This window comes from Rhodococcus sp. NyZ502 (assembly GCF_041464245.1).
GTDB classification, from domain to species: domain Bacteria; phylum Actinomycetota; class Actinomycetes; order Mycobacteriales; family Mycobacteriaceae; genus Rhodococcus_F; species Rhodococcus_F qingshengii.
This window is the reverse complement of sequence record NZ_CP167155.1, coordinates 4,332,033-4,351,876: the sequence shown is the minus strand read 5'-3', so window position 1 is coordinate 4,351,876 and position 19,844 is coordinate 4,332,033. Positions and strand designations below refer to the sequence as shown.

The following is a 19,844-nucleotide window of genomic DNA, read 5'->3' as shown; positions in this document are numbered from 1 at the left end:
GTTCTTGGCTACACTACCGCCCGGTAGGGACAGTTCCAGTCGCGCGCATACCGTCGGTATGCCTGAGTGCGAGTGGCCTCGGAAGGGCAGATTTCATGGCGGGCGGACGGCATTCGAGTCCTGACAGCGGGCGGTCGATCGGGTTCTACGCAGTGGGTGGGTTGGTTGCCGTCGCGGTAATCGCCACCGGGGTGGTGGTCTTCAAGGCAACACAGTCCGATTCCTGCGAGAGCGTCGACGAGTACTCGCTGGCAGCGGATCCTGCGATCGCGCCGGCAGTCACGGAGATCCTCGCAGAATCGTCGCCGGAGCAGACAGGCTGTTCGCGGATCACGGTTACCTCTGCGCTGCCCGGGGACGTTGCGGGAACTTTAGGTAAGGGCGTGGACGCTCCGGACATGTGGATACCGGATTCGACAGCGTGGGTGGGCAAAGCTGCATTGACGGCCAAGGGGCCGGTCGCTGCCGCCGGCGGTTCGATCGCCACCTCGCCTGTCGTTCTCGCCTCCGGCGGTGGCGAACAGTTTGCCAGTTGGCTCGCGGCGCTACAGGTTCCCGATCTGGCGTTGGGCAATCCGTTGTTCACAGGGGTTGCGTCGGCGCCCATTCTCGGAGCTCTCGCGGAAACCGGGGCCACCTCCGAATCCGTTCGAGCGGCACTCGTACCCCATGCGCAAGCGGAGAGTGTTCGTACCGAAGATCAGCCGGTAGGACAGAAGATGCTCACCGAATTGGTCAGCTCCGGAAAGGTCGGTGTTTCGACCGAGCAACAGGTCGTCGAGTTCACGAAGGCCGAGTCGAAGATTTCCGCGACAGTACCGGCGACGGGAACCATGATCATGGATTACCCCCTGGTGGTCAGTGCTTCGGCACCGGACCGGCACTACGCCGCAGCCAAGAAGAGTGACGCCATCGCCGAGCTGTTGCACAGTGAATCTGCTCAGGAAGTGCTGACGCGCAGCGGGTTCCGTACTTCCGGCGGTGGAGCCGTCGAAGGTGGAGTCGGTGACGTCACGGCACTGACCGTGTCCGAACAGTCGATGGCCGATCAAACGCTGGGCGCTTGGGCTCTGATGGCCAAGCCGATCCGGACACTCGTTGCGATCGACGTGTCTGCGTCGATGGACTACCCGGCTGCAGGCGGCAAGACGCGCATGCAGTTGACCACTGCTGCTGCTCTGGCCGGCAATCAGGTCTTCCCAGACAGCGTCGCTGCCGGTCTCTGGGCGTTTTCCCAAGGTATGAACGGAACCCAGGACTTCCAGGAATTGGTGCCGATCAGGCGCTACGACACGATCGTCGACGGTGTGACTCAACGAAAGTTGATGGCAGATCAGGCGAACCGGCTCACCGAACTCAAACGTGGCGCCACAGGTTTGTACGACACGACTCTGGCCGCATTCCGTAAGGTTCAGGAATCGTACGATCCGCGAGCGGTCAACAGCGTCATCATCTTGACCGACGGCGCAAACGAAGATCCTGACAGCATCAGCCGTGAACAGTTGCTCGATGTTCTTGCACGCGAGCAGGATCCGGCGCGTCCGGTCATCATCGTCACCATCGGCATCACCGATGACGCAGATGCGGCGGCGCTCGCCGATATCTCCCGCGTGACGGGCGGTTCGACGTACATCGCTCGTGACCCCTCGGAGATTTCCGAGGTGTTCGTGAACGCATTGGCTCACCGAGGAACTTAGGCCGCATCCGGACTGGTCCAGGGTGCCGGAAGTGGCGGAGCCTCAGACGAATACCGGTGCCCGGTAGGTGTCGTCGTGGTGAAGGTGTGCCGGTTACCTGGTACAGGTTCGGCAGTCCAGTCCGAGGCCTGTTTCGCGTAATTGCATGCCGCACACAACCCGGCACCGTTGGCTGCGCTGGTGAGTCCACCCCTCGAGTGATCGCGAATGTGGTCGCGGTGGCGAACCGGCGCGTCGCACCACGGAGTACGGCAGCTTCGATCACGGAGTTCGATCAATCGCGCCAACCCCTTCGGGAAGGTTCTCGCCGTGGATTCCATTGCGGTCAGCGCGCCCGTATCGGGGCGTGCGTAGAGCTTTCGGACCGTTGCCACCGTTTCGGAGTCTTCGCTGGCCTTGGTGATCCATTCGCGTGCAATAGCGGCTGGTACAGGTCCGTACCCGTGGACGTACGCCGGGGCGGAATTGTCGCCCAACAATGACTGGTCGGAGACAACCAGATTCACGGTGACGGGTGTCGGTGTGGCGCGGCCGATTCCGGTAACCCGCTCGACCAGGAGATCAGCCATGATTTGCGCTCGGGTGCGCTTGTCCCCGCCGGCAAGTACGGAATCTGCGTCGCGCCTGAGCGTGGCGTGCACGGCGATACCTTCGGCCGCGGGAAGAAACACATTGAGCCAGCACATCGTGTCGGGCGCAGGCCGTGACGTCACTCGTCTGTCTCCCACGGCTTTGCGTGCTCGTCTGGCAACACTGTCGGAGTCTATTTCGGCAGCGCGTGCGCGGATTCTTTGTGTCAGTTGATGGTTGCCGCATCCGTCCAAGATTGCAGCGTCGCAGCAGAACTCGCGATCCAACGTAGCGCGATCCTGGGCGGTGAGATATGAAGTCTCGCGCATGAGGATCGTCGCCTGATGCTCACTGATGGAGCCGTCGACGAGTAGTCGAAGTGTGTGCGGCATCTCGTCGTTCAGTGCGCGGGCCAGGTTCAGATGCTGAGTTCCGAACCAAGCCGACTCTCGCCGTGCGAGGGCAATCTGCGCGTTGATTCCACGGCCTTGGTATGCGCGCGGCACTCCCCGTTCGCTGCGGTCGTTGCGGGTGAACGCGTCGAGATCGGCAGCCAGCAATGCCTGGGCACCAGCGCAACTGGCCTTCAACTCTTCCAAAGCGCGCAGAAGATCCACGCGTGCTGCGTTGTCGATGGATCGATCCATGCTGACGAGTGATGCTCGGAATTGTCCGATGGTCTCTTCGGATATCGCCTGTTTGGATATGGCCTGTTCAGATACTTGCGTCGTCACTTTTACCCCCCGGTAGTGTCGAACATACATTCGATACTAGCCTCGACAGCGAACGGACGCAACGCCTTTCTCCGTTGGCGTCTGAAAGTTCCGACAGTTCGGTTTTCATGGTTGACTGGTCCTCATGATCGAGCTGAGGGGATTGACCAAGGTTTACGGACCGACGAAAGCGGTGGACGACTTGTCGTTCACGGTCAAGCCGGGCATCGTGACGGGCTTCCTGGGCCCGAACGGTGCAGGCAAGTCGACGACGATGCGGATGATCCTGGGTTTGGATCAGCCGACGTCGGGTGCGGCGTTGATCGAGGGCAAGCCGTACCGCGAGCTCAAGACGCCGTTGCGGACGGTGGGTGCGTTGCTGGATGCGAAGTGGGTGCACCCCAATCGCAGTGCGCGTGCACATCTGCAGTGGATGGCTGCTTCGAACGGGATCCCGAAGTCCCGCGTCGACGAGGTGCTCGGGTTGGTCGGATTGTCCGAGGTGGCGGGCAAGAAGGCCGGCGGGTTCTCGCTCGGTATGTCGCAGCGTCTGGGGTTGGCGGGTGCGTTGTTGGGGGATCCGAAGGTGTTGTTGTTCGACGAGCCGGTCAACGGTCTCGATCCGGAGGGCATCGTCTGGATTCGTAAGTTCATGCAGCGGTTGGCGGCTGAGGGCCGCACGGTGTTGGTGTCGAGTCACCTTCTGTCGGAGATGGCGCTCACGGCGGAGCAGTTGGTGGTGATCGGTCGGGGTCGGTTGATTTCGGATTCGACGGTGGCGGAGTTCGTGGATCGTTCGTCGGAGTCGACGGTGCGGGTGCGTAGTCCTCAGCTCGATGCGTTGCGCAGTGTGTTGCTCTCGCAGGGGTTGACGGTGCGTGAGGACGGTTCCGGTGTTGCCCCGGCATTGGTGGTGGTGGATTCGACCACCGATGTGATCGGTGGGTTGGCTGGTTCGCAGGGGATCGTGTTGTACGAGTTGGCTTCTGTGCAGGGGTCGCTCGAGGATGCGTTCATGAAGTTGACCGGGGACGATGTCCAGTACCACGCATCCGGTGTCGATCCGGGTGTCGGTGCACACCACGCAAATACACAGCAGGCAAACACGCAGCAGGCAAACACGCAGCAGGCTATGGGAGGTGCACTGTAATGGCTGTTCTCAGTGCGGAACGTATCAAGATCACCACGACCAAGTCGCCGCTGTGGTGCACGATCATCATCATCGTGCTCGGGTTGGGACTCGCTACCGTTTTCGGACTGAGCGCCAAGTCGTCGCTCAGCAACCCCAACGGTGCAATGATGCCGACAGTGTCGGGGGCACTCAGTGGAGTGACCGGCTTCGGTGTGTTGGTTCTGATGATCATGGCGGCCCTCGCGATCACCAGCGAATATCGTTTCGGGACAATCCGAACCACATTCCAGGCAGTTCCGAACCGCGCCTCGGTGCTCATCGCCAAAGCGGGCCTCATCGGTGGGTTCGGAGCGGTGCTGACTCTCGTGTTGTCGTTCGGCGCCTTCGCCCTCACGAAGGCCACGGCAGGTGACGCCGGAAGATTCTTGACTCTGTCCGGCGACGAGAACTGGCGGGTCGTCTACGGAACACCGATCTACGCGTTCTTCTGCGTAGTTCTAGCCGTAGGAGTGGGCGCGTTGCTCCGGCAGTCTGCAGGTGCGATCGCGCTTCTGCTGTTGTGGCCCTTGCTGATCGAGAATCTTTTCAACCTGTTCGGAAGTATCGGCGAGAAGATCATGCCGTTCCTGCCGTTCATGAACGCCAACAATTTTCTCGGTTCCAGCGGTGGCGTCGATTTCCACTGGGGACCATGGGGCAGCCTGATCTACTTCGCCCTCTTCGTGCTCGTCGTATTCGGTCTCAGCATCGTCGTCGTGAACAGGCGGGATGCATAGGCACACGGATCAGACGGGCTGATTCTGCTTACGCCAACGGGCGTTCAGGAAACCCAATGCCGCGATCACGAGGAACAACACGGTGGTCGAGATCAACTGTGCACGGGCATCGGCGTCGAAGAGCATGAGGACGACGAACACACCGAGCATCGCGAGTGTCGCGTAGCTCAGATACGGGAACAGCCACATCCGAACCGTCAGCTTGCCCGACGCTTCGAGTTGTTTACGCAGTCGCAGATGCGAGACGACGATGAAGATCCAGATGACCAGCAGCGCAGCGCCGACTGCGTTGAGCAGGATGCCGAGCAGGTCGTCGGGGAGCAGCCAGTTGAGCAGGACGCTGACGAAGCCGAAGAACACCGACAGCAGAACGGCATTGGTCGGAACTCCGGTGCTCGACAATTTCGCCATGAAGGCGGGTCCGTCGCCGCGGCGCGAAAGTGAGAACGCCATGCGAGAGGTGCCGTAGATGTTGGCGTTGAAGGCGGAAAGCAACGCCACCACTACGACGAGTTCCATGAACCCGGCAACGCCTGGAATGTTCGCCTTGTTCAGGACGGCCACAAACGGGCCGCTCTCGAGTTCGGGGTCGTTCCAGGGCAGCACCAGAACCATGATCGAGATGGCGCCGATGTAGAAGACGCTGATGCGCCACACGACGCTCCGGACAGCGACGGCGATGGAGCGTTCCGGATTCTCGGATTCGGCTGCGGCGATGGTGACGATCTCGATCCCACCGAAGGCGAATGCCACGACGAGAAGTCCTGCGGCAATGCCGGACAGCCCGTTGGGCATGAAGCCGCCCTGGCCGAACAGATTGCTCGTACCGACCGGGTCGGTATCGGGCAGGAGGCCGAACACCAGCAGTACACCGATGATCAGGAAGCCGATGATGACGGTGACTTTGATTGCGGCGAACCAGAACTCGAACTCACCGAAGTTGCTGACTTTCGCCAGGTTCACCACGGCGAAGAACACCACGAAAACCAGGGCGACAACCCATTGCGGGATCGACGGCACCCAGTCGTTCACGATCGCCGAAGCCCCGGTGATCTCGGCGCCCAGCACCATGATCAGCATGAACCAGTAGAGCCAGCCCATCACGAATCCGGCCCACTCGCCGATCCCCAGGCGCGCGTAATGAGAGAAGGAACCGCTGGCCGGGATCGCGGCGCCCATCTCGCCGAGCATTCGCATCACGAACACCACGACGGCGCCCGCAAGGATGTAGGAGATCAGGACGGCCGGGCCGGCCTTGGCGATACCGACGCCGGTTCCGAGGAACAGGCCGGCGCCGATTGCCGAGCCCAGGCCCATCATCGTCAGATGGCGGACCTTGAGACCGTGGCCGAGAGCAGTGGTTGTTCCGTCGGAGACGTCGGTGCTACTCATCAGTCGTTAGCGTGCAAAGCAGCGTTCAGTTCGACGCCGGTGCCCTTCCACGGCACGACCTCGACGGCACCCGAGACCGAGTTACGACGGAAGAGAAGGTTCGACTTGCCGCTCAGTTCCTTGGCCTTGACGACGGTTCCGTCCGGGCCGGTGACCTTGGTGCCGGCGGTGACGTAGAGGCCCGCTTCGAGGACGCAGTCGTCGCCGAGCGAAATGCCGAGGCCGGCGTTTGCACCGAGGAGGCAGCGCTTGCCGAGGGAGATCGTTTCCTTGCCTCCACCGGAGAGGGTGCCCATGATCGAGGCGCCGCCGCCCACATCGGATCCGTCGTCGACGACGACGCCCGCGGAGATGCGGCCTTCGACCATCGAGTTGCCGAGGGTGCCGGCGTTGAAGTTGACGAAGCCCTCGTGCATGACGGTCGTTCCGCTGGCGAGGTGTGCACCGAGTCGGACACGGTCCGCGTCACCGATGCGGACTCCGGACGGCACGACGTAGTCGACCATGCGGGGGAACTTGTCGACGCTGAACACGGTCACGACGCCGCGGATGCGCAGACGCGAGCGAACCTGCTCGAAACCTTCGACGGCGCACGGGCCGAAGTTGGTCCACACGACGTTGCTGAGCAGGCCGAACTGGCCGTCGAGGTTGACACCGTGGGGTGCGACGAGACGGTGCGAGAGGAGATGGAGGCGCAGGTAGACGTCATGTGCGTCGACCGGCGCCTTGGAGAGATCGGCGATGGTGGTGCGCACGACGACCTGCGATACCTCGCGAGCGTCATCAGTGCCTGCCAGCAGTGCAAGATCGGAAGGAATATCTGTTCCCTCGACGTTCTCGGTACCGGTCTTGTCGAATGTTCCCAGCTCCGGTGCCGGGAACCAGGTGTCGAGGACGGTTCCGTCCGCGGTCACGTTGGCGATACCTACTGCTGTTGCTCCCTGTGCGCTCACGGGACTAGAGATTACTGGGTGGTGGGTGCACCGGCCTAGGCTGGTGCGTGTGAGCATCCTCGATCTTGCTTCGGACCCCATCGACTTGACGGCCGCCCTGGTCGACATCCCCAGCGTCTCGCACGACGAATCCGTCATTGCGCAGGCTGTCGAGGATGCGCTGCGTGAGCAGACTTCGGGCTTCGAGATCATCCGCAACGGCAATGCCGTGTTGGCGCGTACGTCGCGTGGTTTGCCCAGTCGGGTCATGCTCGCCGGACATCTGGATACGGTGCCGATCGCGGACAACGTTCCTTCGCGGCGTGACGGCGACATCCTGCACGGCTGCGGGACCGTGGACATGAAGTCGGGCGACGCGGTCTTCCTACACCTTGCGGCCACCATCGAGAACCTGGCCCACGATCTGACCCTCGTCTTCTACGACTGCGAAGAGATCGCCGCAACGTACAACGGCCTGGGACGGATCGAACGCGAGATCCCGCAATGGCTCGCGGCGGACGTCGCAATTCTCGGTGAGCCGACGGCCGGTTTCATCGAGGCCGGGTGTCAGGGCACGATGCGGGTGCGGTTGACGGCTTCGGGAACTCGTGCCCATTCGGCCAGGTCCTGGCTGGGGGACAATGCCATTCACAAGTTCGGCGGAGCGTTGGAGCGGTTGTCGAGTTACCAGCCGCGCTCGGTCGACATCGACGGTTGCGGCTACCGCGAGGGCTTGTCGGCGGTGCGGATCTCCGGTGGCGTCGCCGGAAACGTCGTCCCGGACGAAGCCGAGATGGACGTCAACTTCCGATTCGCGCCCGATCGCAGCGAGGTACAAGCCGAGGCGCACGTGCGCGAAGTGTTCGACGGTCTGGGCCTCGGATTCGAGGTCACCGACTCCTCGCCTGGCGCGCTGCCCGGCTTGGCGAACCCGTCCGCTGCCGCCCTGATCGAGGCGGCCGGTGGTCAGTTCCGTGCGAAGTACGGGTGGACCGACGTGTCCAGGTTCTCGGCGCTCGGCATTCCTGCCGTGAACTACGGACCGGGTGATCCGAACCTCGCGCACAAGCGCGACGAGCACGTTCCGGTGCAGCAGATCACCGACGTCGCGGCCGTGCTGAGGAAGTATCTGTCGGCCTGACCGTTAGCCTTGCCGCATGGCACCAGAGAAGAATTCGGCTTCGAAGAAGCAGAGCTCGTCGATCAAGCACCGCGGGCCGGTTCAGCTTCGACGCAAGCGCAAGGACGAGAAGACCACGACGGATCAGCGCTTGCTCGACAAGCGCGGACCCACGGATTGGGTACACACCGATCCGTGGCGTGTGCTGCGTATCCAGAGCGAATTCATCGAAGGTTTCGGCGCACTCGCCGAGGTCCCGCGTGCGGTGACGGTGTTCGGTTCGGCCCGCACCACGGTCGATCATCCCGAGTACCAATCCGGGCGCGAGCTGGGAACGGCGTTGGCCGAGGCCGGGTACGCCGTCATCACCGGTGGTGGGCCAGGGGTGATGGAAGCTGCCAACCGCGGTTGCAGCGAGGCCGGCGGATACTCGATCGGCCTCGGCATCGAGTTGCCGTTCGAGCAGGGACTCAACGAGTGGGTGGATCTCGGAATCAACTTCCGGTACTTCTTCGCACGCAAGACGATGTTCGTGAAGTACTCCCAGGCATTCATCTGCCTGCCCGGCGGCTTCGGAACACTCGACGAGCTGTTCGAGGCACTCACCCTGGTCCAGACCCACAAGGTCACGCGCTTCCCGATCGTCCTGTTCGGTACCGAGTACTGGTCCGGACTCGTCGACTGGATTCGCGGCACCCTCGAGCGGGACGGCAAGATTTCCGAAGGTGACGTGAATCTGCTGCACGTCACCGACAGCGTGGAAGAAGCAGTACGAATCGTCCTCAACGCCGACAAGGGCGTCGACGAGGCCGCAGATCTGGGGAAAGAAGAAGAATGGTGACCGATTCCGACAAAAAGTACTCGATCTGCGTCTACTGCGCGTCGGGGCCGGTGGACGAATCGTTCCTGGCGTTGGCTGCCGAGGTGGGAACCGCGATCGGTCGACGCGGATGGCAGTTGGTCTCGGGCGGTGGCAACGTGTCGATGATGGGCGCTGTCGCCGAGTCCGCTCGCGCGGCGGGTGCCTGGACCGTCGGCGTCATCCCGAAAGCCTTGGTGCACAAGGAAGTTGCCGACGTTGACGCCGACGAACTGATCGTCACGGACACCATGCGCGAACGCAAGAAGCTGATGGAAGACCACGCCGACGCGTTCATCACGCTGCCCGGCGGAATCGGGACGCTGGAAGAGTTGTTCGAGACGTGGACAGCCGGCTACCTGGGAATGCACGAGAAACCTGTCGTGATGCTCGATCCCGTCGGCCACTTCACCGGCCTGCTCGAGTGGTTGAACAAGCTCGACGGTACCGGCTTCGTCGGGCGTCAGGCGCTGGACACTCTGCTGGTGAGGACGGACGTCGAGGCCGCGCTCGACGCGTGCGTCAAATCCTGATCAGACGCGTGCGTGAAACCCTGACCTGGGGCATGGCGGGCTTTATTACCGTGCAGTAAGGTGGCCGCAGACTGGGCGGCCGAATGGGCGCCGGATACGTGTTAGGGGAGCCATGAGTTCGGAAGCCCGTTCGACCGTCGGCCTGCTCGATCTGGCGGCAAAACTGCCGTCGATGATCACCGAGGTGCCGATCCTGGCGCGGGGGGCCGCCGGGCTCACCCGTAAGCCTTCGGCCAAGGAATCGATCGGGTTGATCTTCCAGAAGGCCGCGCACGCGCACCCGTCGCGCCCGTTCATCCGGTTCGAGGGCCACGCGACCAGTTACGCGGAAGCCAACGAACTGGTGAACCGCTACGCGGACGTTCTCCGTGGTCGAGGAGTCGACCGCGGAGACGTCGTCGGAGTGCTGGCAAAGAACACTCCCGAAGCGCTGCTGATCGCCTTGGCCGCGGTAAAACTCGGCGCGGCAGCGGGCATGCTGAACTACAACCAGCGCGACGACGTTCTGGCACACAGCCTTACGCTTCTCGATGCGCGCGTCCTGGTGGTCGCCGACGAGTGCGAAGAAGCCCTCGAATCGTTGCCCGCCGGATTTAGCGGACCGAACCAACTTCTCGTCAGCGAACTCGCGGATCTGGCGAAGACGGCTGATCCGTCCAACCCCGCGGTCACCGCCGAGGTGCTGGCAAAGGAGAAGGCGTTCTACATCTTCACCTCGGGCACCACCGGAATGCCCAAGGCCAGCTTGATGACTCACTTCCGTTGGCTGAAGTCGATGTCGGGCCTCGGGTTGATGGGCGTGCGCTTGCGCGGCTCGGACACCCTGTACTGCTGCCTGCCGCTCTACCACAACAACGCGTTGACGGTCTCGCTGTCCTCGGTGCTCGCGTCCGGTGCGACAATCGCGATCGGACGTCAGTTCTCGGCCTCGCGGTTCTGGGACGACATCGCACTGAACAAGGCGACCGCGTTCACCTACATCGGCGAACTGTGCCGCTATCTGCTCAACCAGCCGGTCAAGCCGACCGACAGCGACAATGCTGTTCGGCTGATGGTGGGTAACGGTCTGCGCCCTGAGATCTGGGCCGAATTCACCCAGCGGTTCGGCGTACCCCGCGTCGCCGAGTTCTACGGTGCGAGCGAATGCAACATCGCGTTCGTCAACGCACTCAACGTCGACAAGACAGCAGGCATCTGCCCGTTGCCGCACGCCGTCGTGGAGTTCGACGAGGACACCGGAAAAGCGTTGCGTGGAGCCGACGGTCGACTCCGCAAGGTTTCCACGGGTCAGGTCGGACTCCTGCTGTCGAAGGTCACCGACCGGGCGCCTTTCGACGGTTACACCGACGAAGCGGCGAGCAACAGCAAACTGGTACGCGGCGGATTCAAGGACGACGACACCTGGTTCGACACCGGAGACCTGGTGCGCAAGCAGGGATGGGGCCACGTCGCCTTCGTCGACCGTCTCGGCGACACCTTCCGTTGGAAGGGAGAGAACGTCGCCACCACGGAGGTCGAGGGCGCGCTGAGTTCGCACCCGGCCGTCGAGGAAGCAGTTGTCTACGGCGTCGAGATTCCGGGCACCGACGGTCGCGCGGGCATGGCGGCGGTCAAGCTGCGGGACGGTCAAAGCTTGGGGGGAAGTGCAGTCGCGGCACACCTCTACGGCAAGCTCCCCAACTACGCGGTCCCGCTGTTCATCCGCATCGTCGACTCACTCGAACACACCAGCACTTTCAAGTCGCGCAAGGTGGAATTGCGCAACGAGGGCTACGACGTCGGCGCCGACACTCTGCACGTTCTCGAAGGCCGTGAGGGTGGTTACGTGGACTCGTACGACGAATACGTCGGAAAGGTCGCGGCGGGCTCGGTACCCAAGGGCTAGACCGAGTTCCGTCATGCCAGTATGAGTGGCATGTCTTCACTCCCCGGTTCTACCGCGCAGCCAGGTCCGGCGCCCACCCTGTGTGGGCGTCCGGTCGCGGTCGACCGTGCACTGGTGATGGCCATCGTCAACCGCACTCCCGATTCCTTCTACGACCAGGGCGCGACGTTCTCGGATTCGGCAGCGATGGCTGCCGTCGATCGGGCTGTCGGAGAAGGCGCCGATCTGGTGGACATCGGGGGAGTGAAAGCTGGGCCCGGTGACCTCGTCGACGCCGACGAAGAGGTCAGGCGAGTCGTTCCGTTCGTCGCCGCGATCAGAGCCAAGTACCCCGAGCTGATCATCAGCGTCGACACCTGGCGGAGCGGCGTCGCGCGGTTGGCACGCGCCGAAGGCGCCGACCTGATCAACGACACGTGGGCGGGTGCGGATCCCGACCTCGTCCTGGTTGCTGCCGAGACTGGTGCCGGGATCGTCTGCTCGCACACGGGTGGCGCGGTTCCGCGCACCCGCCCGCATCGTGTCCGCTACGACGACGTCGTCGCAGATGTGGTCACCGAGGTCGTGTCGGCGGCAGAGCGCGCCCTGGCACTCGGGGTTCCGCGTGACGCGATCCTGATCGATCCCACCCACGATTTCGGTAAGAACACCTTCCACGGGCTCGAGTTGTTGCGGAAAGTGGACGTTCTTGTAAACACCGGGTGGCCAGTGCTGATGGCGCTGAGTAATAAGGACTTCATCGGGGAGACTCTTGGTGTGGAGCTTTCCGAGAGGTTGGAGGGAACATTGGCAGCGACAGCAATGGCCGCGGCGGGCGGCGCCCGGGTGTTCCGTGTTCACGAGGTGGCGTCCACCCGTCGAGTAGTCGACATGGTGGCCGCGATCCAGGGACGCCGTGCCCCGGTACGTACGGTTCGAGGTCTGGCATGAGCATCACCGGTGCGGGCCCGACCCGCGTATGGGCAGACGCCAACAGTTGGGACCATCCGAGTTGGACGGTCGCCGAGCTCGAACGGGCGAAGGGTGGCCGAACCGTCTCGGTGGTGTTGCCCGCACTCAACGAAGAGGACACCGTTGCCGCGGTAGTCGACACCATTCATCCGTTGCTCGGTGGCCTGGTCGACGAGTTGATCGTTCTCGATTCCGGTTCGACCGACCGTACCGCCGAGCGTGCTCGCGCGGCGGGGGCGACGGTGATCAGTCGTGAGAGCGCGGTCCCGTCCATCCCGCCGACCGCGGGCAAGGGTGAGGTGCTGTGGCGTTCGGTCGCCGCAACGACCGGCGATCTGATCGCATTCGTCGACTCCGATCTCATCAATCCCGATCCGGCGTTCGTGCCCAAACTGCTGGGGCCGCTGCTCACGGTTGACGGCATCCATCTGGTGAAGGGCTACTACCGCCGTCCGCTGCGCGTGAGCGGCACGGAGGATGCCAACGGCGGCGGGCGAGTCACGGAATTGGTTGCGCGGCCCATGTTGGCCGCGCTGCGGCCGGAACTCACGTCGGTACTGCAACCGCTTGGCGGTGAATACGCGGGCACCCGTGAGCTGCTGTCCGCTGTCCCGTTCGCGCCCGGCTACGGCGTCGAGATCGGCCTTCTGCTCGACACGTACGACACGTTGGGGCTGGCGGCGATCGGTCAGGTCAATCTCGGTGTGCGCAAGCATCGCAACCGGCCGCTCGCCGACCTCGGTGTGATGAGCCGGCAGATCATCGGAACGATGCTCCGGCGGTGCGGGATCGAGGATTCGGGTGCCGGGTTGACCCAATTCCTGGTCGACGGCGATTCTTTCGTGCCCGAGACCACCGAGGTTTCGCTACTCGATCGACCCCCGATGAATTCGATAGTGCGCACCGCGGGGGTCTGACCGCTCACACTCGGGCATGGGAGTATCGGTCCATGATGACGATCCTCCTGTACCTGATTGTCATGGCTCTGGTCGGCGCGATGATCTTCCTCGCCGCCAGCGCTGTGTTCGGGCGCTCGGAAGAGCTGCCGCCGCTGCCTCCTGGCACGACGGCGACCGTACTCCCGGCAGAGGACGTCACCGGGGCGGATGTCGACGCGCTGCGTTTTCAGCAGGTGCTGCGTGGCTACAAGGCGAGTGAAGTGGATTGGGCCCTGCATCGCCTCGGGTTGGAAATCGATTCTCTGCGTGCACAACTGGGCCGTGACGAGCGGTGTGAGGTCCTGGTGAAAGCGGATGCTCCGGCCAAGGCCGAAGCATCGCAGGAGGAGCCTGAGACCGTATCCGAATCGAAGGATTCCCAGGGCTGATGGCCGACGGACTCGTTCGGTGCGGCTGGGTGGTCGAGACGCCCGGCGACACGCTCTATCGCGACTATCACGACGAGGAGTGGGGGCGTCCTCTGCACGGGCGCGACGAACTGTTCGAACGACTCGCCCTCGAAGCATTCCAATCGGGACTTTCGTGGATCACGATTCTGCGCAAACGCGAGGCGTTCCGCGAAGCCTTCGACGGGTTCGATCCGGACAAGGTCGCAGCGTACGGAGTTGCGGATGTCGAGAGATTGCTCTCCGATGCCGCGATCGTCCGCAATCGCGCGAAGATCGAGGCGACGATTTCCAACGCCCGAGTGCTCGTGAATTCGCCCGATCTGGACCTCGATTCGTTACTCTGGTCGTTCTCGCCGCCTCGACGCACCAGAAGACTGACATCAATTGCAGAGGTTCCCGCGGTCACTCCCGAGTCGACTGCCATGGCTAAGGAACTCAAGCGGCGCGGGTTCAAGTTTGTGGGTCCTACCACGGCTTATGCGCTCATGCAGGCCACCGGAATGGTCGATGATCACGTGGCTGATTGCTGGGTTCCGGCGCAGGTGTGACGGTCGACTGAACACCCCTAAATGTGACTCAGATTCCCGGTTCCCGCATCCATAGGGAACAATGGAGGGTACGAGCCTCGCTGATTGTTGGCGGGGCGCACCGTTAGTCGAGGCGCAGAGCAATGCAGCGCAGATCTGGAGGGAGCAGAGGATGGCGGCCATGAAGCCCCGGACCGGGGACGGTCCCCTCGAAGCAACCAAAGAGGGACGAGGAATCGTCATGCGGGTTCCACTCGAGGGTGGCGGACGCCTCGTCGTCGAGCTGACCCCGGATGAAGCTGCAGCGCTCGGTGTGGAACTCACGAACGTCACCAGCTAGTCGGGTCCAGGTTGTAGCAGTACGAACAACAGCACGTGATTGCACGCAGGCTCCGTATCCGTTTCGGTACGGGGCCTGAAGTGTGTGCGCACCGCCGGTAGCCGAAAGGACGGATCAATGCTTGCCGCCGTGATCGATCTTCTGTCCTGCCCGCAGTGTGCTGCTGATCTGGAATTGGTGGACGGCGCCGCCGAGTGCGACCGCGGACATCGATTCGATATCGCTCGTCAGGGTTACGTGAGCCTGATCAGTGGCGGTGCCACGAAGTTCACCGGCGACAGTGCCGAGATGATTGCCGCGCGTGCACGATTGCTCGGCGCCGGCCACTTCGGCCCGCTGATGGATGCCGTCACCCGGGCCTGCGCGACGACGGCGGGGTCGGATCCCGCGCGGATCGTCGAAATCGGCGCAGGCACAGGACAATACCTCGCACACGTCGTGGATTCGCTGCCTGATTCTCGGGCGATAGCCTTGGACGTGTCCAAGTTCGCGGCCCGGCGTGCCGCGAAGGTCCACGAAAGAATCGGTTCGATCGTCGCAGACGTCTGGCAACCACTGCCCATTCGCGGCGGAGCGCTCTCTCATGTGCTCTGTGTGTTTGCTCCTCGTAACGGTCCGCAGTCCCATCGAGTTCTCGCCGAAGACGGCGCTCTGGTGGTTCTGACGCCCACCGACAGGCATCTGCGCGAGCTGATCGACATTCTCGCGATGGTCCGGGTCGACGACCGCAAAGTGGAACGTCTCGAATCGTCGATGGCCGGATACTTCGAGCGTGTGAGTAGCGACGAGGTCGAGTTCACGATGTCACTCTCACACCAGGACGTCCTCGACTTGGTGGGGATGGGACCGTCGGCGAGACACCTGACGCCCGCCGATCTGGCTGCCGCCGTGGAGAAGCTGCCGCAGCCGAGTACCGTCACCGCGTCGGCGACGGTCTCGACCTATCGCAAGATCTGACGCGGATCAGCGTCTCGTGACGGCGTCCGCGTAGACCTCGAGCGTCTGCTTGGCGATTTCGGCCCAGGAGAACTCGTCGATCGCACGGATCCTGCCCGCACGACCCATCGCGTCGGCGCCTTCTCGGTCGGCGACAACGGCATTGACGGTGGCCGCGAGCGATTCCTCGAATGCGTTCGGCTCGTAGGCGTTGTAGTGCACGAGTCGACCGGTGACGCCGTCGGCGACCACCTCGGGGATGCCGCCGACGTCGGAAGCGACCACGGCGGTCTCACACGCCATGGCTTCGAGATTGACGATCCCGAGGGGTTCGTACACCGAAGGGCAGACGAATACCGTTGCTGCCGAAAGTATTTCCCTGATCTGCTCGGTCGGGAGCATCTCGCGCACCCAGTAGACATTGCCCCGGTGCCGGGCGAGTTCGGCCACCGCCTTCTCCGTCTCGGCGGCGATCTCCGGCGTATCGGGAGCGCCGGCGCAAAGCACGAGCTGAATCTCCGGGTCGAAGTGGTGGGCTGCCGCGACGAGGTGCCCGACGCCCTTCTGCCTCGTGATGCGTCCGACAAAGGCCACGATGGGTTTTGCCGGGTCGACGCCGATCGACGCGAGTGCGGACTGTGCTCCCGGCGCAGATCCCCCGGGATGCCATACCTCGGTGTCGATTCCGTTGCGGACTACGTGAACGCGACTCGGATCGACAGCGGGGTACGCGTCGAGGACGTCGAGTCGCATACCGGAACTGACGGCGATGATCGCGTCTGCGTGCTCGACGGCGTTGCGTTCGGACCACGACGAGATCCGATAGCCGCCGCCTAGCTGTTCGGCCTTCCACGGGCGTCTGGGCTCGAGTGAGTGCGCGGTGAGGATGTGCGGCACGTCGTAGAGAGCCGACGCGAGATGCCCGGCCAGTCCGGTGTACCAGGTGTGGGAGTGGACGATGTCGACACCGGCCGCGGCGTCCGCCATGCGCAGTTCGGTGGAGAGCGTCGTCAGGGCCGGGTTGGATCCGGCGAGAGCGGGGTCGGGAGAGTGGACGATCGCGCCTTCGCGCGGGGCGCCCATGCAGTGCACGTCGACCTCGCACAGCCGTTTCATCTGAGCGACGAGCTCGGTTACGTGTACTCCTGCGCCGCCGTAGATCTCCGGCGGGTATTCCTTGGTCATCATCGCGACTCGCACGCGCTAAACCTAACCGCCCGTGGTCGATCCGGCTACCGATCACGTTATCCCCGACCGTTCGGAGGGGGACACGATCGGACCTCTCGGACTGCTTCGCTAGCGGGAGTTCACCAGTGCGGATAGGTTAGCGGTGTGAGAAGCCAGCCGCATGTGCTTGGAATCGTGCTCGCCGGGGGCGAGGGCAAACGCTTGTATCCGCTGACCGCGGACAGAGCGAAGCCCGCAGTGCCCTTCGGAGGTGCATATCGACTTATCGACTTCGTGTTGAGCAACCTTGTCAACGCGGGATATCTGCGTATTTGTGTGTTGACGCAATACAAGTCACATTCACTCGACCGCCACATTTCGCAGACGTGGCGGTTGTCCGGGTTCGCGGGTGAGTACATCACCCCGGTCCCGGCCCAGCAGCGGCTCGGGCCGCGCTGGTACACCGGCAGCGCCGACGCAATCCTGCAGTCGCTCAATCTCGTTTACGACGAGGACCCCGAGTACATCGTGGTTTTCGGTGCCGACCACGTGTACCGGATGGATCCGGAACAGATGGTTCAGCACCACATCGAATCCGGGGCAGGCGTGACGGTCGCGGGTATTCGTGTACCGCGAAGTGAGGCTTTTGCTTTCGGCTGCATCGACAGTGACGAGTCCGGACGCATCACCCAGTTCCTGGAAAAGCCCGCCCATCCTCCCGGCACACCGGACGACCCAAATTCCACGTTCGCGTCCATGGGTAACTATGTGTTCACCACCAAGGTGCTCGTGGACGCCATCCGCGCTGATTCCGAGAACTCCGATTCCGACCACGACATGGGCGGAGACATCATTCCCGCCTTGGTCGCCGCGGGTGAGGCGTCGGTCTACGACTTCAAGGACAACGTCGTTCCCGGCGCCACCGATCGAGACCGCGGCTACTGGCGTGACGTCGGTACCCTCGACGCCTTCTACGACGCTCACATGGACCTGGTGTCGGTGCACCCGATCTTCAATCTCTACAACCGTCGCTGGCCCATCCGCGGCGCCACCGAGAATCTCGCGCCCGCAAAGTTCGTGAAGGGCGGACTCGCGCAGGAATCGGTCGTCGGTGCGGGGTCGATCCTGTCCGCGGCGACCGTGCGCAATTCGGTACTCAGTTCCAACGTGATGATCGAGGACGGTGCGACCGTCGAGGGCAGCGTGCTGATGCCGGGTGTGCGCATCGGCAAGGGTGCCGTCGTACGGCGAGCGATCCTCGACAAGAACGTCGTCGTCGGTGACGGCGAAATCATCGGCGTCGATCTCGAACGTGACCGCGAACGATTTGCCGTCAGTCAGGGTGGCGTCGTCGCCATCGGTAAGGGCGTCTGGATCTAGAGCTTGCTCGCGCAGAGGAGGCCGTCACCGAGGGGGAGGAGGACTCGAATGAGTCGCTCGTCCTCGGTCACGGCCTTTGCCGCTTCTCGGACCGCAACCGTTGTCGCGTCGCGTGCGGAGCTGTCTGCAACGCGGCCGTCGGCCAGGGCGTTGTGCAGAACGATGACACCGCCGGAGCGCAGCAGGCGGACACCTTCGCGGACGTAGTGCGGGTGGTCGATCGCGGCGCAGTCGACGAACACCAGGTCGTAGCCGCCGTCCGCGAGCCGGGGAAGCACGTCGAGAGCCCGTCCGTTGATCAGGCGAGTGCGTGCCGGAGCGATTCCGCTTTCGCGGAAGGTCAGCTTGGCGGCCCGCTGATGTTCGGGTTCGCTGTCGATCGTGGTCAGGACGCCGTCGTCGCGCATTCCGTGCAGAAGCCACAGGCTGCTCACGCCGGCTCCGGTACCCACCTCGACGGCCGTCTTCGCGTCGAGCATCCTCGCGAACATCGCGAGCGTCGCACCGACGGCGGGCGTCACCGGATGGGCTCCGAGATCCAGCGCTCGATCTCGCGCCGCGGTCAAAATCTCGTCCTCGGAAACTACGTCCTCGACGTGGCGGAGTATCTGTTCGGCGTGGGTCACGCTCATGAGGTTATCGGGCGGTTCGGATTGTCGCTGCAAGGCGCGCAGTCACCAGGATTCTCAGGAATCCCTCAGGCTCCTCATATGGCGTGCACACCGCGATGAGAAAAGGTGTATACATCGCCGGATCGAAGATCGCACGGCGGTATCGATTTCTACCAAGTTGATCTTTCGCAGCTCGGTGATCGGGAACAAATCACAGCATCGGCTGGTTCTCCCGAATATCGCGCATCACGTGATTCGGACAACGCGGTGATCGAACTACGCGATCCCGAGCAGGAGGATCAACTTATTTACCAGGTCAACGACGAGCCTCGCCCTCGAGAGTCGGAAGTTTTGACGACGGAATCGGCTGTGGATTCCGAATTGATCGGCACTGCTGTGTTCGATGCAACTGGTGAGAAGTCCTCCATGCCGTCTTGGGACGAACTCGTGCGTCAGCACGGTGACCGGGTGTACCGCCTGGCCTACCGGTTGTCAGGCGATGCCCAGGACGCCGAGGACTTGACGCAGGACACCTTCATCCGGGTGTTCCGCTCGCTCTCCGATTATCAGCCCGGAACTTTCGAGGGCTGGTTGCACCGCATCACCACAAACCTGTTCCTCGACATGGTTCGCCGACGCAATCGCATCCGTATGGAAGCGCTGCCCGAGGACTACGACCGCGTTCCCTCGCCCGGTCCCGACCCCGAGCAGATCTACCACGACGCGCGCCTCGACGCAGGTCTGCAAGCCGCACTGGACTCGCTCGCACCTGAATTTCGTGCCGCTGTCGTGCTCTGTGACATCGAAGGTCTGTCGTACGAGGAAATCGGTGCCACACTGGGAGTGAAGCTCGGAACGGTTCGTAGCCGTATCCATCGTGGGCGACAGGCGATTCGTGATCATCTGGCAGCGCAGCGCGCAGCCGAATCCGAACTCGTCGGTTTCTGACGGTCGGGTTCGAGCTACAGAGCGGGA

General features: G+C 63.1%; 20 protein-coding genes. 15 read left to right on the top strand and 5 right to left on the bottom strand.

Annotated elements, in window-relative coordinates; genetic code table 11:
• The first annotated feature begins 95 nt into the window (after positions 1–95).
• Positions 96–1,697, top strand: coding sequence for a substrate-binding and VWA domain-containing protein (locus ACBG85_RS19850; RefSeq protein ID WP_116058073.1), 1,602 nt, complete (start codon positions 96–98; stop codon positions 1,695–1,697).
• Here the strand turns inward: ACBG85_RS19850 and ACBG85_RS19845 are convergent.
• Positions 1,694–2,914 carry a DUF222 domain-containing protein gene (locus ACBG85_RS19845; protein ID WP_372024483.1) on the bottom strand — a complete coding sequence of 407 codons (1,221 nt, stop codon included), beginning with the start codon at positions 2,912–2,914 and terminating at the stop codon, positions 1,694–1,696. The two genes, ACBG85_RS19850 and ACBG85_RS19845, sit on opposite strands and share 4 nt — an antisense overlap.
• A gap of 211 nt (positions 2,915–3,125) precedes the next feature.
• Between ACBG85_RS19845 and ACBG85_RS19840 the strand changes: the two genes are divergently transcribed.
• Both ACBG85_RS19840 and ACBG85_RS19835 read left to right on the top strand, forming a co-directional pair.
• Positions 3,126–4,130, top strand: a complete 1,005-nt coding sequence (locus tag ACBG85_RS19840) for an ABC transporter ATP-binding protein (protein ID WP_063316836.1) — start codon at positions 3,126–3,128, stop codon at positions 4,128–4,130.
• Positions 4,130–4,888: an ABC transporter permease gene (locus ACBG85_RS19835; protein ID WP_063316837.1), complete on the top strand. Its 759-nt coding sequence runs from the start codon at positions 4,130–4,132 to the stop codon at positions 4,886–4,888. Before ACBG85_RS19840 ends, ACBG85_RS19835 begins: the two co-directional genes overlap by 1 nt.
• 9 nt (positions 4,889–4,897) lie before the next feature.
• On the opposite strand, the gene ACBG85_RS19830 is transcribed toward ACBG85_RS19835, so the two are convergent.
• Positions 4,898–6,280, bottom strand: a complete 1,383-nt coding sequence (locus ACBG85_RS19830; RefSeq protein ID WP_063316838.1) for an amino acid permease — start codon at positions 6,278–6,280, stop codon at positions 4,898–4,900.
• Positions 6,280–7,233 carry a 2,3,4,5-tetrahydropyridine-2,6-dicarboxylate N-succinyltransferase gene (dapD, locus tag ACBG85_RS19825; protein WP_019749368.1) on the bottom strand — a complete coding sequence of 318 codons (954 nt, stop codon included), beginning with the start codon at positions 7,231–7,233 and terminating at the stop codon, positions 6,280–6,282. The genes ACBG85_RS19830 and dapD overlap by 1 nt, the downstream gene beginning before the upstream one ends.
• A 49-nt stretch (positions 7,234–7,282) precedes the next feature.
• Here dapD and dapE point away from each other — a divergent pair, with 49 nt between their 5' ends.
• The 10 genes from dapE (at position 7,283) to ACBG85_RS19775 (ending at position 15,732) form a co-directional block, all read left to right on the top strand.
• Positions 7,283–8,353: a succinyl-diaminopimelate desuccinylase gene (gene dapE, locus ACBG85_RS19820; RefSeq protein WP_030536946.1), complete on the top strand. Its 1,071-nt coding sequence runs from the start codon at positions 7,283–7,285 to the stop codon at positions 8,351–8,353.
• Positions 8,354–8,369: 16 nt separating this feature from the next.
• Positions 8,370–9,173, top strand: a complete 804-nt coding sequence (locus ACBG85_RS19815; protein ID WP_003945176.1) for a TIGR00730 family Rossman fold protein — start codon at positions 8,370–8,372, stop codon at positions 9,171–9,173.
• Positions 9,167–9,724 (top strand): TIGR00730 family Rossman fold protein, encoded by a 558-nt coding sequence (locus ACBG85_RS19810; RefSeq protein ID WP_003945191.1) that lies wholly within the window; start codon positions 9,167–9,169, stop codon positions 9,722–9,724. The genes ACBG85_RS19815 and ACBG85_RS19810 overlap by 7 nt, the downstream gene beginning before the upstream one ends.
• A gap of 112 nt (positions 9,725–9,836) precedes the next feature.
• A complete protein-coding gene (locus ACBG85_RS19805) occupies positions 9,837–11,609 on the top strand; it encodes a long-chain-acyl-CoA synthetase (protein WP_372024477.1) in 1,773 nt (590 codons plus the stop codon).
• Between the two features lie 30 nt (positions 11,610–11,639).
• Positions 11,640–12,539 carry a dihydropteroate synthase gene (folP, locus tag ACBG85_RS19800; RefSeq protein ID WP_058037424.1) on the top strand — a complete coding sequence of 300 codons (900 nt, stop codon included), beginning with the start codon at positions 11,640–11,642 and terminating at the stop codon, positions 12,537–12,539.
• Positions 12,536–13,477, top strand: coding sequence for a glucosyl-3-phosphoglycerate synthase (locus ACBG85_RS19795; RefSeq protein WP_003945188.1), 942 nt, complete (start codon positions 12,536–12,538; stop codon positions 13,475–13,477). Before folP ends, ACBG85_RS19795 begins: the two co-directional genes overlap by 4 nt.
• A gap of 32 nt (positions 13,478–13,509) precedes the next feature.
• Entirely contained in the window at positions 13,510–13,887 is a 378-nt protein-coding gene (locus ACBG85_RS19790) for a DivIVA domain-containing protein (RefSeq protein WP_372024474.1), read from the top strand.
• Positions 13,887–14,456: a DNA-3-methyladenine glycosylase I gene (locus ACBG85_RS19785; protein ID WP_003945189.1), complete on the top strand. Its 570-nt coding sequence runs from the start codon at positions 13,887–13,889 to the stop codon at positions 14,454–14,456. The genes ACBG85_RS19790 and ACBG85_RS19785 overlap by 1 nt, the downstream gene beginning before the upstream one ends.
• A gap of 151 nt (positions 14,457–14,607) precedes the next feature.
• The gene (locus ACBG85_RS19780) at positions 14,608–14,775 is read left to right on the top strand and encodes a DUF3117 domain-containing protein (RefSeq protein ID WP_003945169.1); all 168 of its coding nucleotides are present in this window, start codon (positions 14,608–14,610) and stop codon (positions 14,773–14,775) included.
• Between the two features lie 117 nt (positions 14,776–14,892).
• Complete coding sequence (locus tag ACBG85_RS19775; protein WP_058228132.1) at positions 14,893–15,732, top strand: putative RNA methyltransferase; 840 nt, start codon at positions 14,893–14,895, stop codon at positions 15,730–15,732.
• 6 nt (positions 15,733–15,738) lie between these two features.
• On the opposite strand, the gene glgA is transcribed toward ACBG85_RS19775, so the two are convergent.
• Positions 15,739–16,911 (bottom strand): glycogen synthase, encoded by a 1,173-nt coding sequence (gene glgA / locus ACBG85_RS19770; RefSeq protein ID WP_003945186.1) that lies wholly within the window; start codon positions 16,909–16,911, stop codon positions 15,739–15,741.
• 132 nt (positions 16,912–17,043) lie between these two features.
• On the opposite strand from glgA, the gene glgC reads away from it, so the two are divergent.
• The gene (glgC, locus tag ACBG85_RS19765) at positions 17,044–18,258 is read left to right on the top strand and encodes a glucose-1-phosphate adenylyltransferase (RefSeq protein ID WP_003945185.1); all 1,215 of its coding nucleotides are present in this window, start codon (positions 17,044–17,046) and stop codon (positions 18,256–18,258) included.
• On the opposite strand, the gene ACBG85_RS19760 is transcribed toward glgC, so the two are convergent.
• A complete protein-coding gene (locus tag ACBG85_RS19760) occupies positions 18,255–18,890 on the bottom strand; it encodes an O-methyltransferase (RefSeq protein ID WP_007736091.1) in 636 nt (211 codons plus the stop codon). The genes glgC and ACBG85_RS19760 overlap by 4 nt on opposite strands.
• 330 nt (positions 18,891–19,220) lie before the next feature.
• On the opposite strand from ACBG85_RS19760, the gene sigE reads away from it, so the two are divergent.
• Entirely contained in the window at positions 19,221–19,817 is a 597-nt protein-coding gene (gene sigE, locus ACBG85_RS19755; RefSeq protein ID WP_029255812.1) for an RNA polymerase sigma factor SigE, read from the top strand.
• The last annotated feature ends 27 nt before the right edge of the window (positions 19,818–19,844 follow it).

Coding starts and splice junctions, on each gene's coding strand:
- ACBG85_RS19815 (WP_003945176.1), top strand. CDS start 8,370: ATGGCACCAGAGAAGAATTCGGCTTCGAAGAAGCAGAGCTCGTCGATC.
- ACBG85_RS19780 (WP_003945169.1), top strand. CDS start 14,608: ATGGCGGCCATGAAGCCCCGGACCGGGGACGGTCCCCTCGAAGCAACC.
- ACBG85_RS19775 (WP_058228132.1), top strand. CDS start 14,893: ATGCTTGCCGCCGTGATCGATCTTCTGTCCTGCCCGCAGTGTGCTGCT.
- ACBG85_RS19795 (WP_003945188.1), top strand. CDS start 12,536: ATGAGCATCACCGGTGCGGGCCCGACCCGCGTATGGGCAGACGCCAAC.
- ACBG85_RS19785 (WP_003945189.1), top strand. CDS start 13,887: ATGGCCGACGGACTCGTTCGGTGCGGCTGGGTGGTCGAGACGCCCGGC.
- ACBG85_RS19840 (WP_063316836.1), top strand. CDS start 3,126: ATGATCGAGCTGAGGGGATTGACCAAGGTTTACGGACCGACGAAAGCG.
- ACBG85_RS19810 (WP_003945191.1), top strand. CDS start 9,167: ATGGTGACCGATTCCGACAAAAAGTACTCGATCTGCGTCTACTGCGCG.
- folP (WP_058037424.1), top strand. CDS start 11,640: ATGTCTTCACTCCCCGGTTCTACCGCGCAGCCAGGTCCGGCGCCCACC.
- ACBG85_RS19845 (WP_372024483.1), bottom strand. CDS start 2,914: ATGGATCGATCCATCGACAACGCAGCACGCGTGGATCTTCTGCGCGCT.
- ACBG85_RS19830 (WP_063316838.1), bottom strand. CDS start 6,280: ATGAGTAGCACCGACGTCTCCGACGGAACAACCACTGCTCTCGGCCAC.
- ACBG85_RS19790 (WP_372024474.1), top strand. CDS start 13,510: ATGATGACGATCCTCCTGTACCTGATTGTCATGGCTCTGGTCGGCGCG.
- ACBG85_RS19835 (WP_063316837.1), top strand. CDS start 4,130: ATGGCTGTTCTCAGTGCGGAACGTATCAAGATCACCACGACCAAGTCG.
- ACBG85_RS19760 (WP_007736091.1), bottom strand. CDS start 18,890: ATGAGCGTGACCCACGCCGAACAGATACTCCGCCACGTCGAGGACGTA.
- ACBG85_RS19850 (WP_116058073.1), top strand. CDS start 96: ATGGCGGGCGGACGGCATTCGAGTCCTGACAGCGGGCGGTCGATCGGG.
- ACBG85_RS19805 (WP_372024477.1), top strand. CDS start 9,837: ATGAGTTCGGAAGCCCGTTCGACCGTCGGCCTGCTCGATCTGGCGGCA.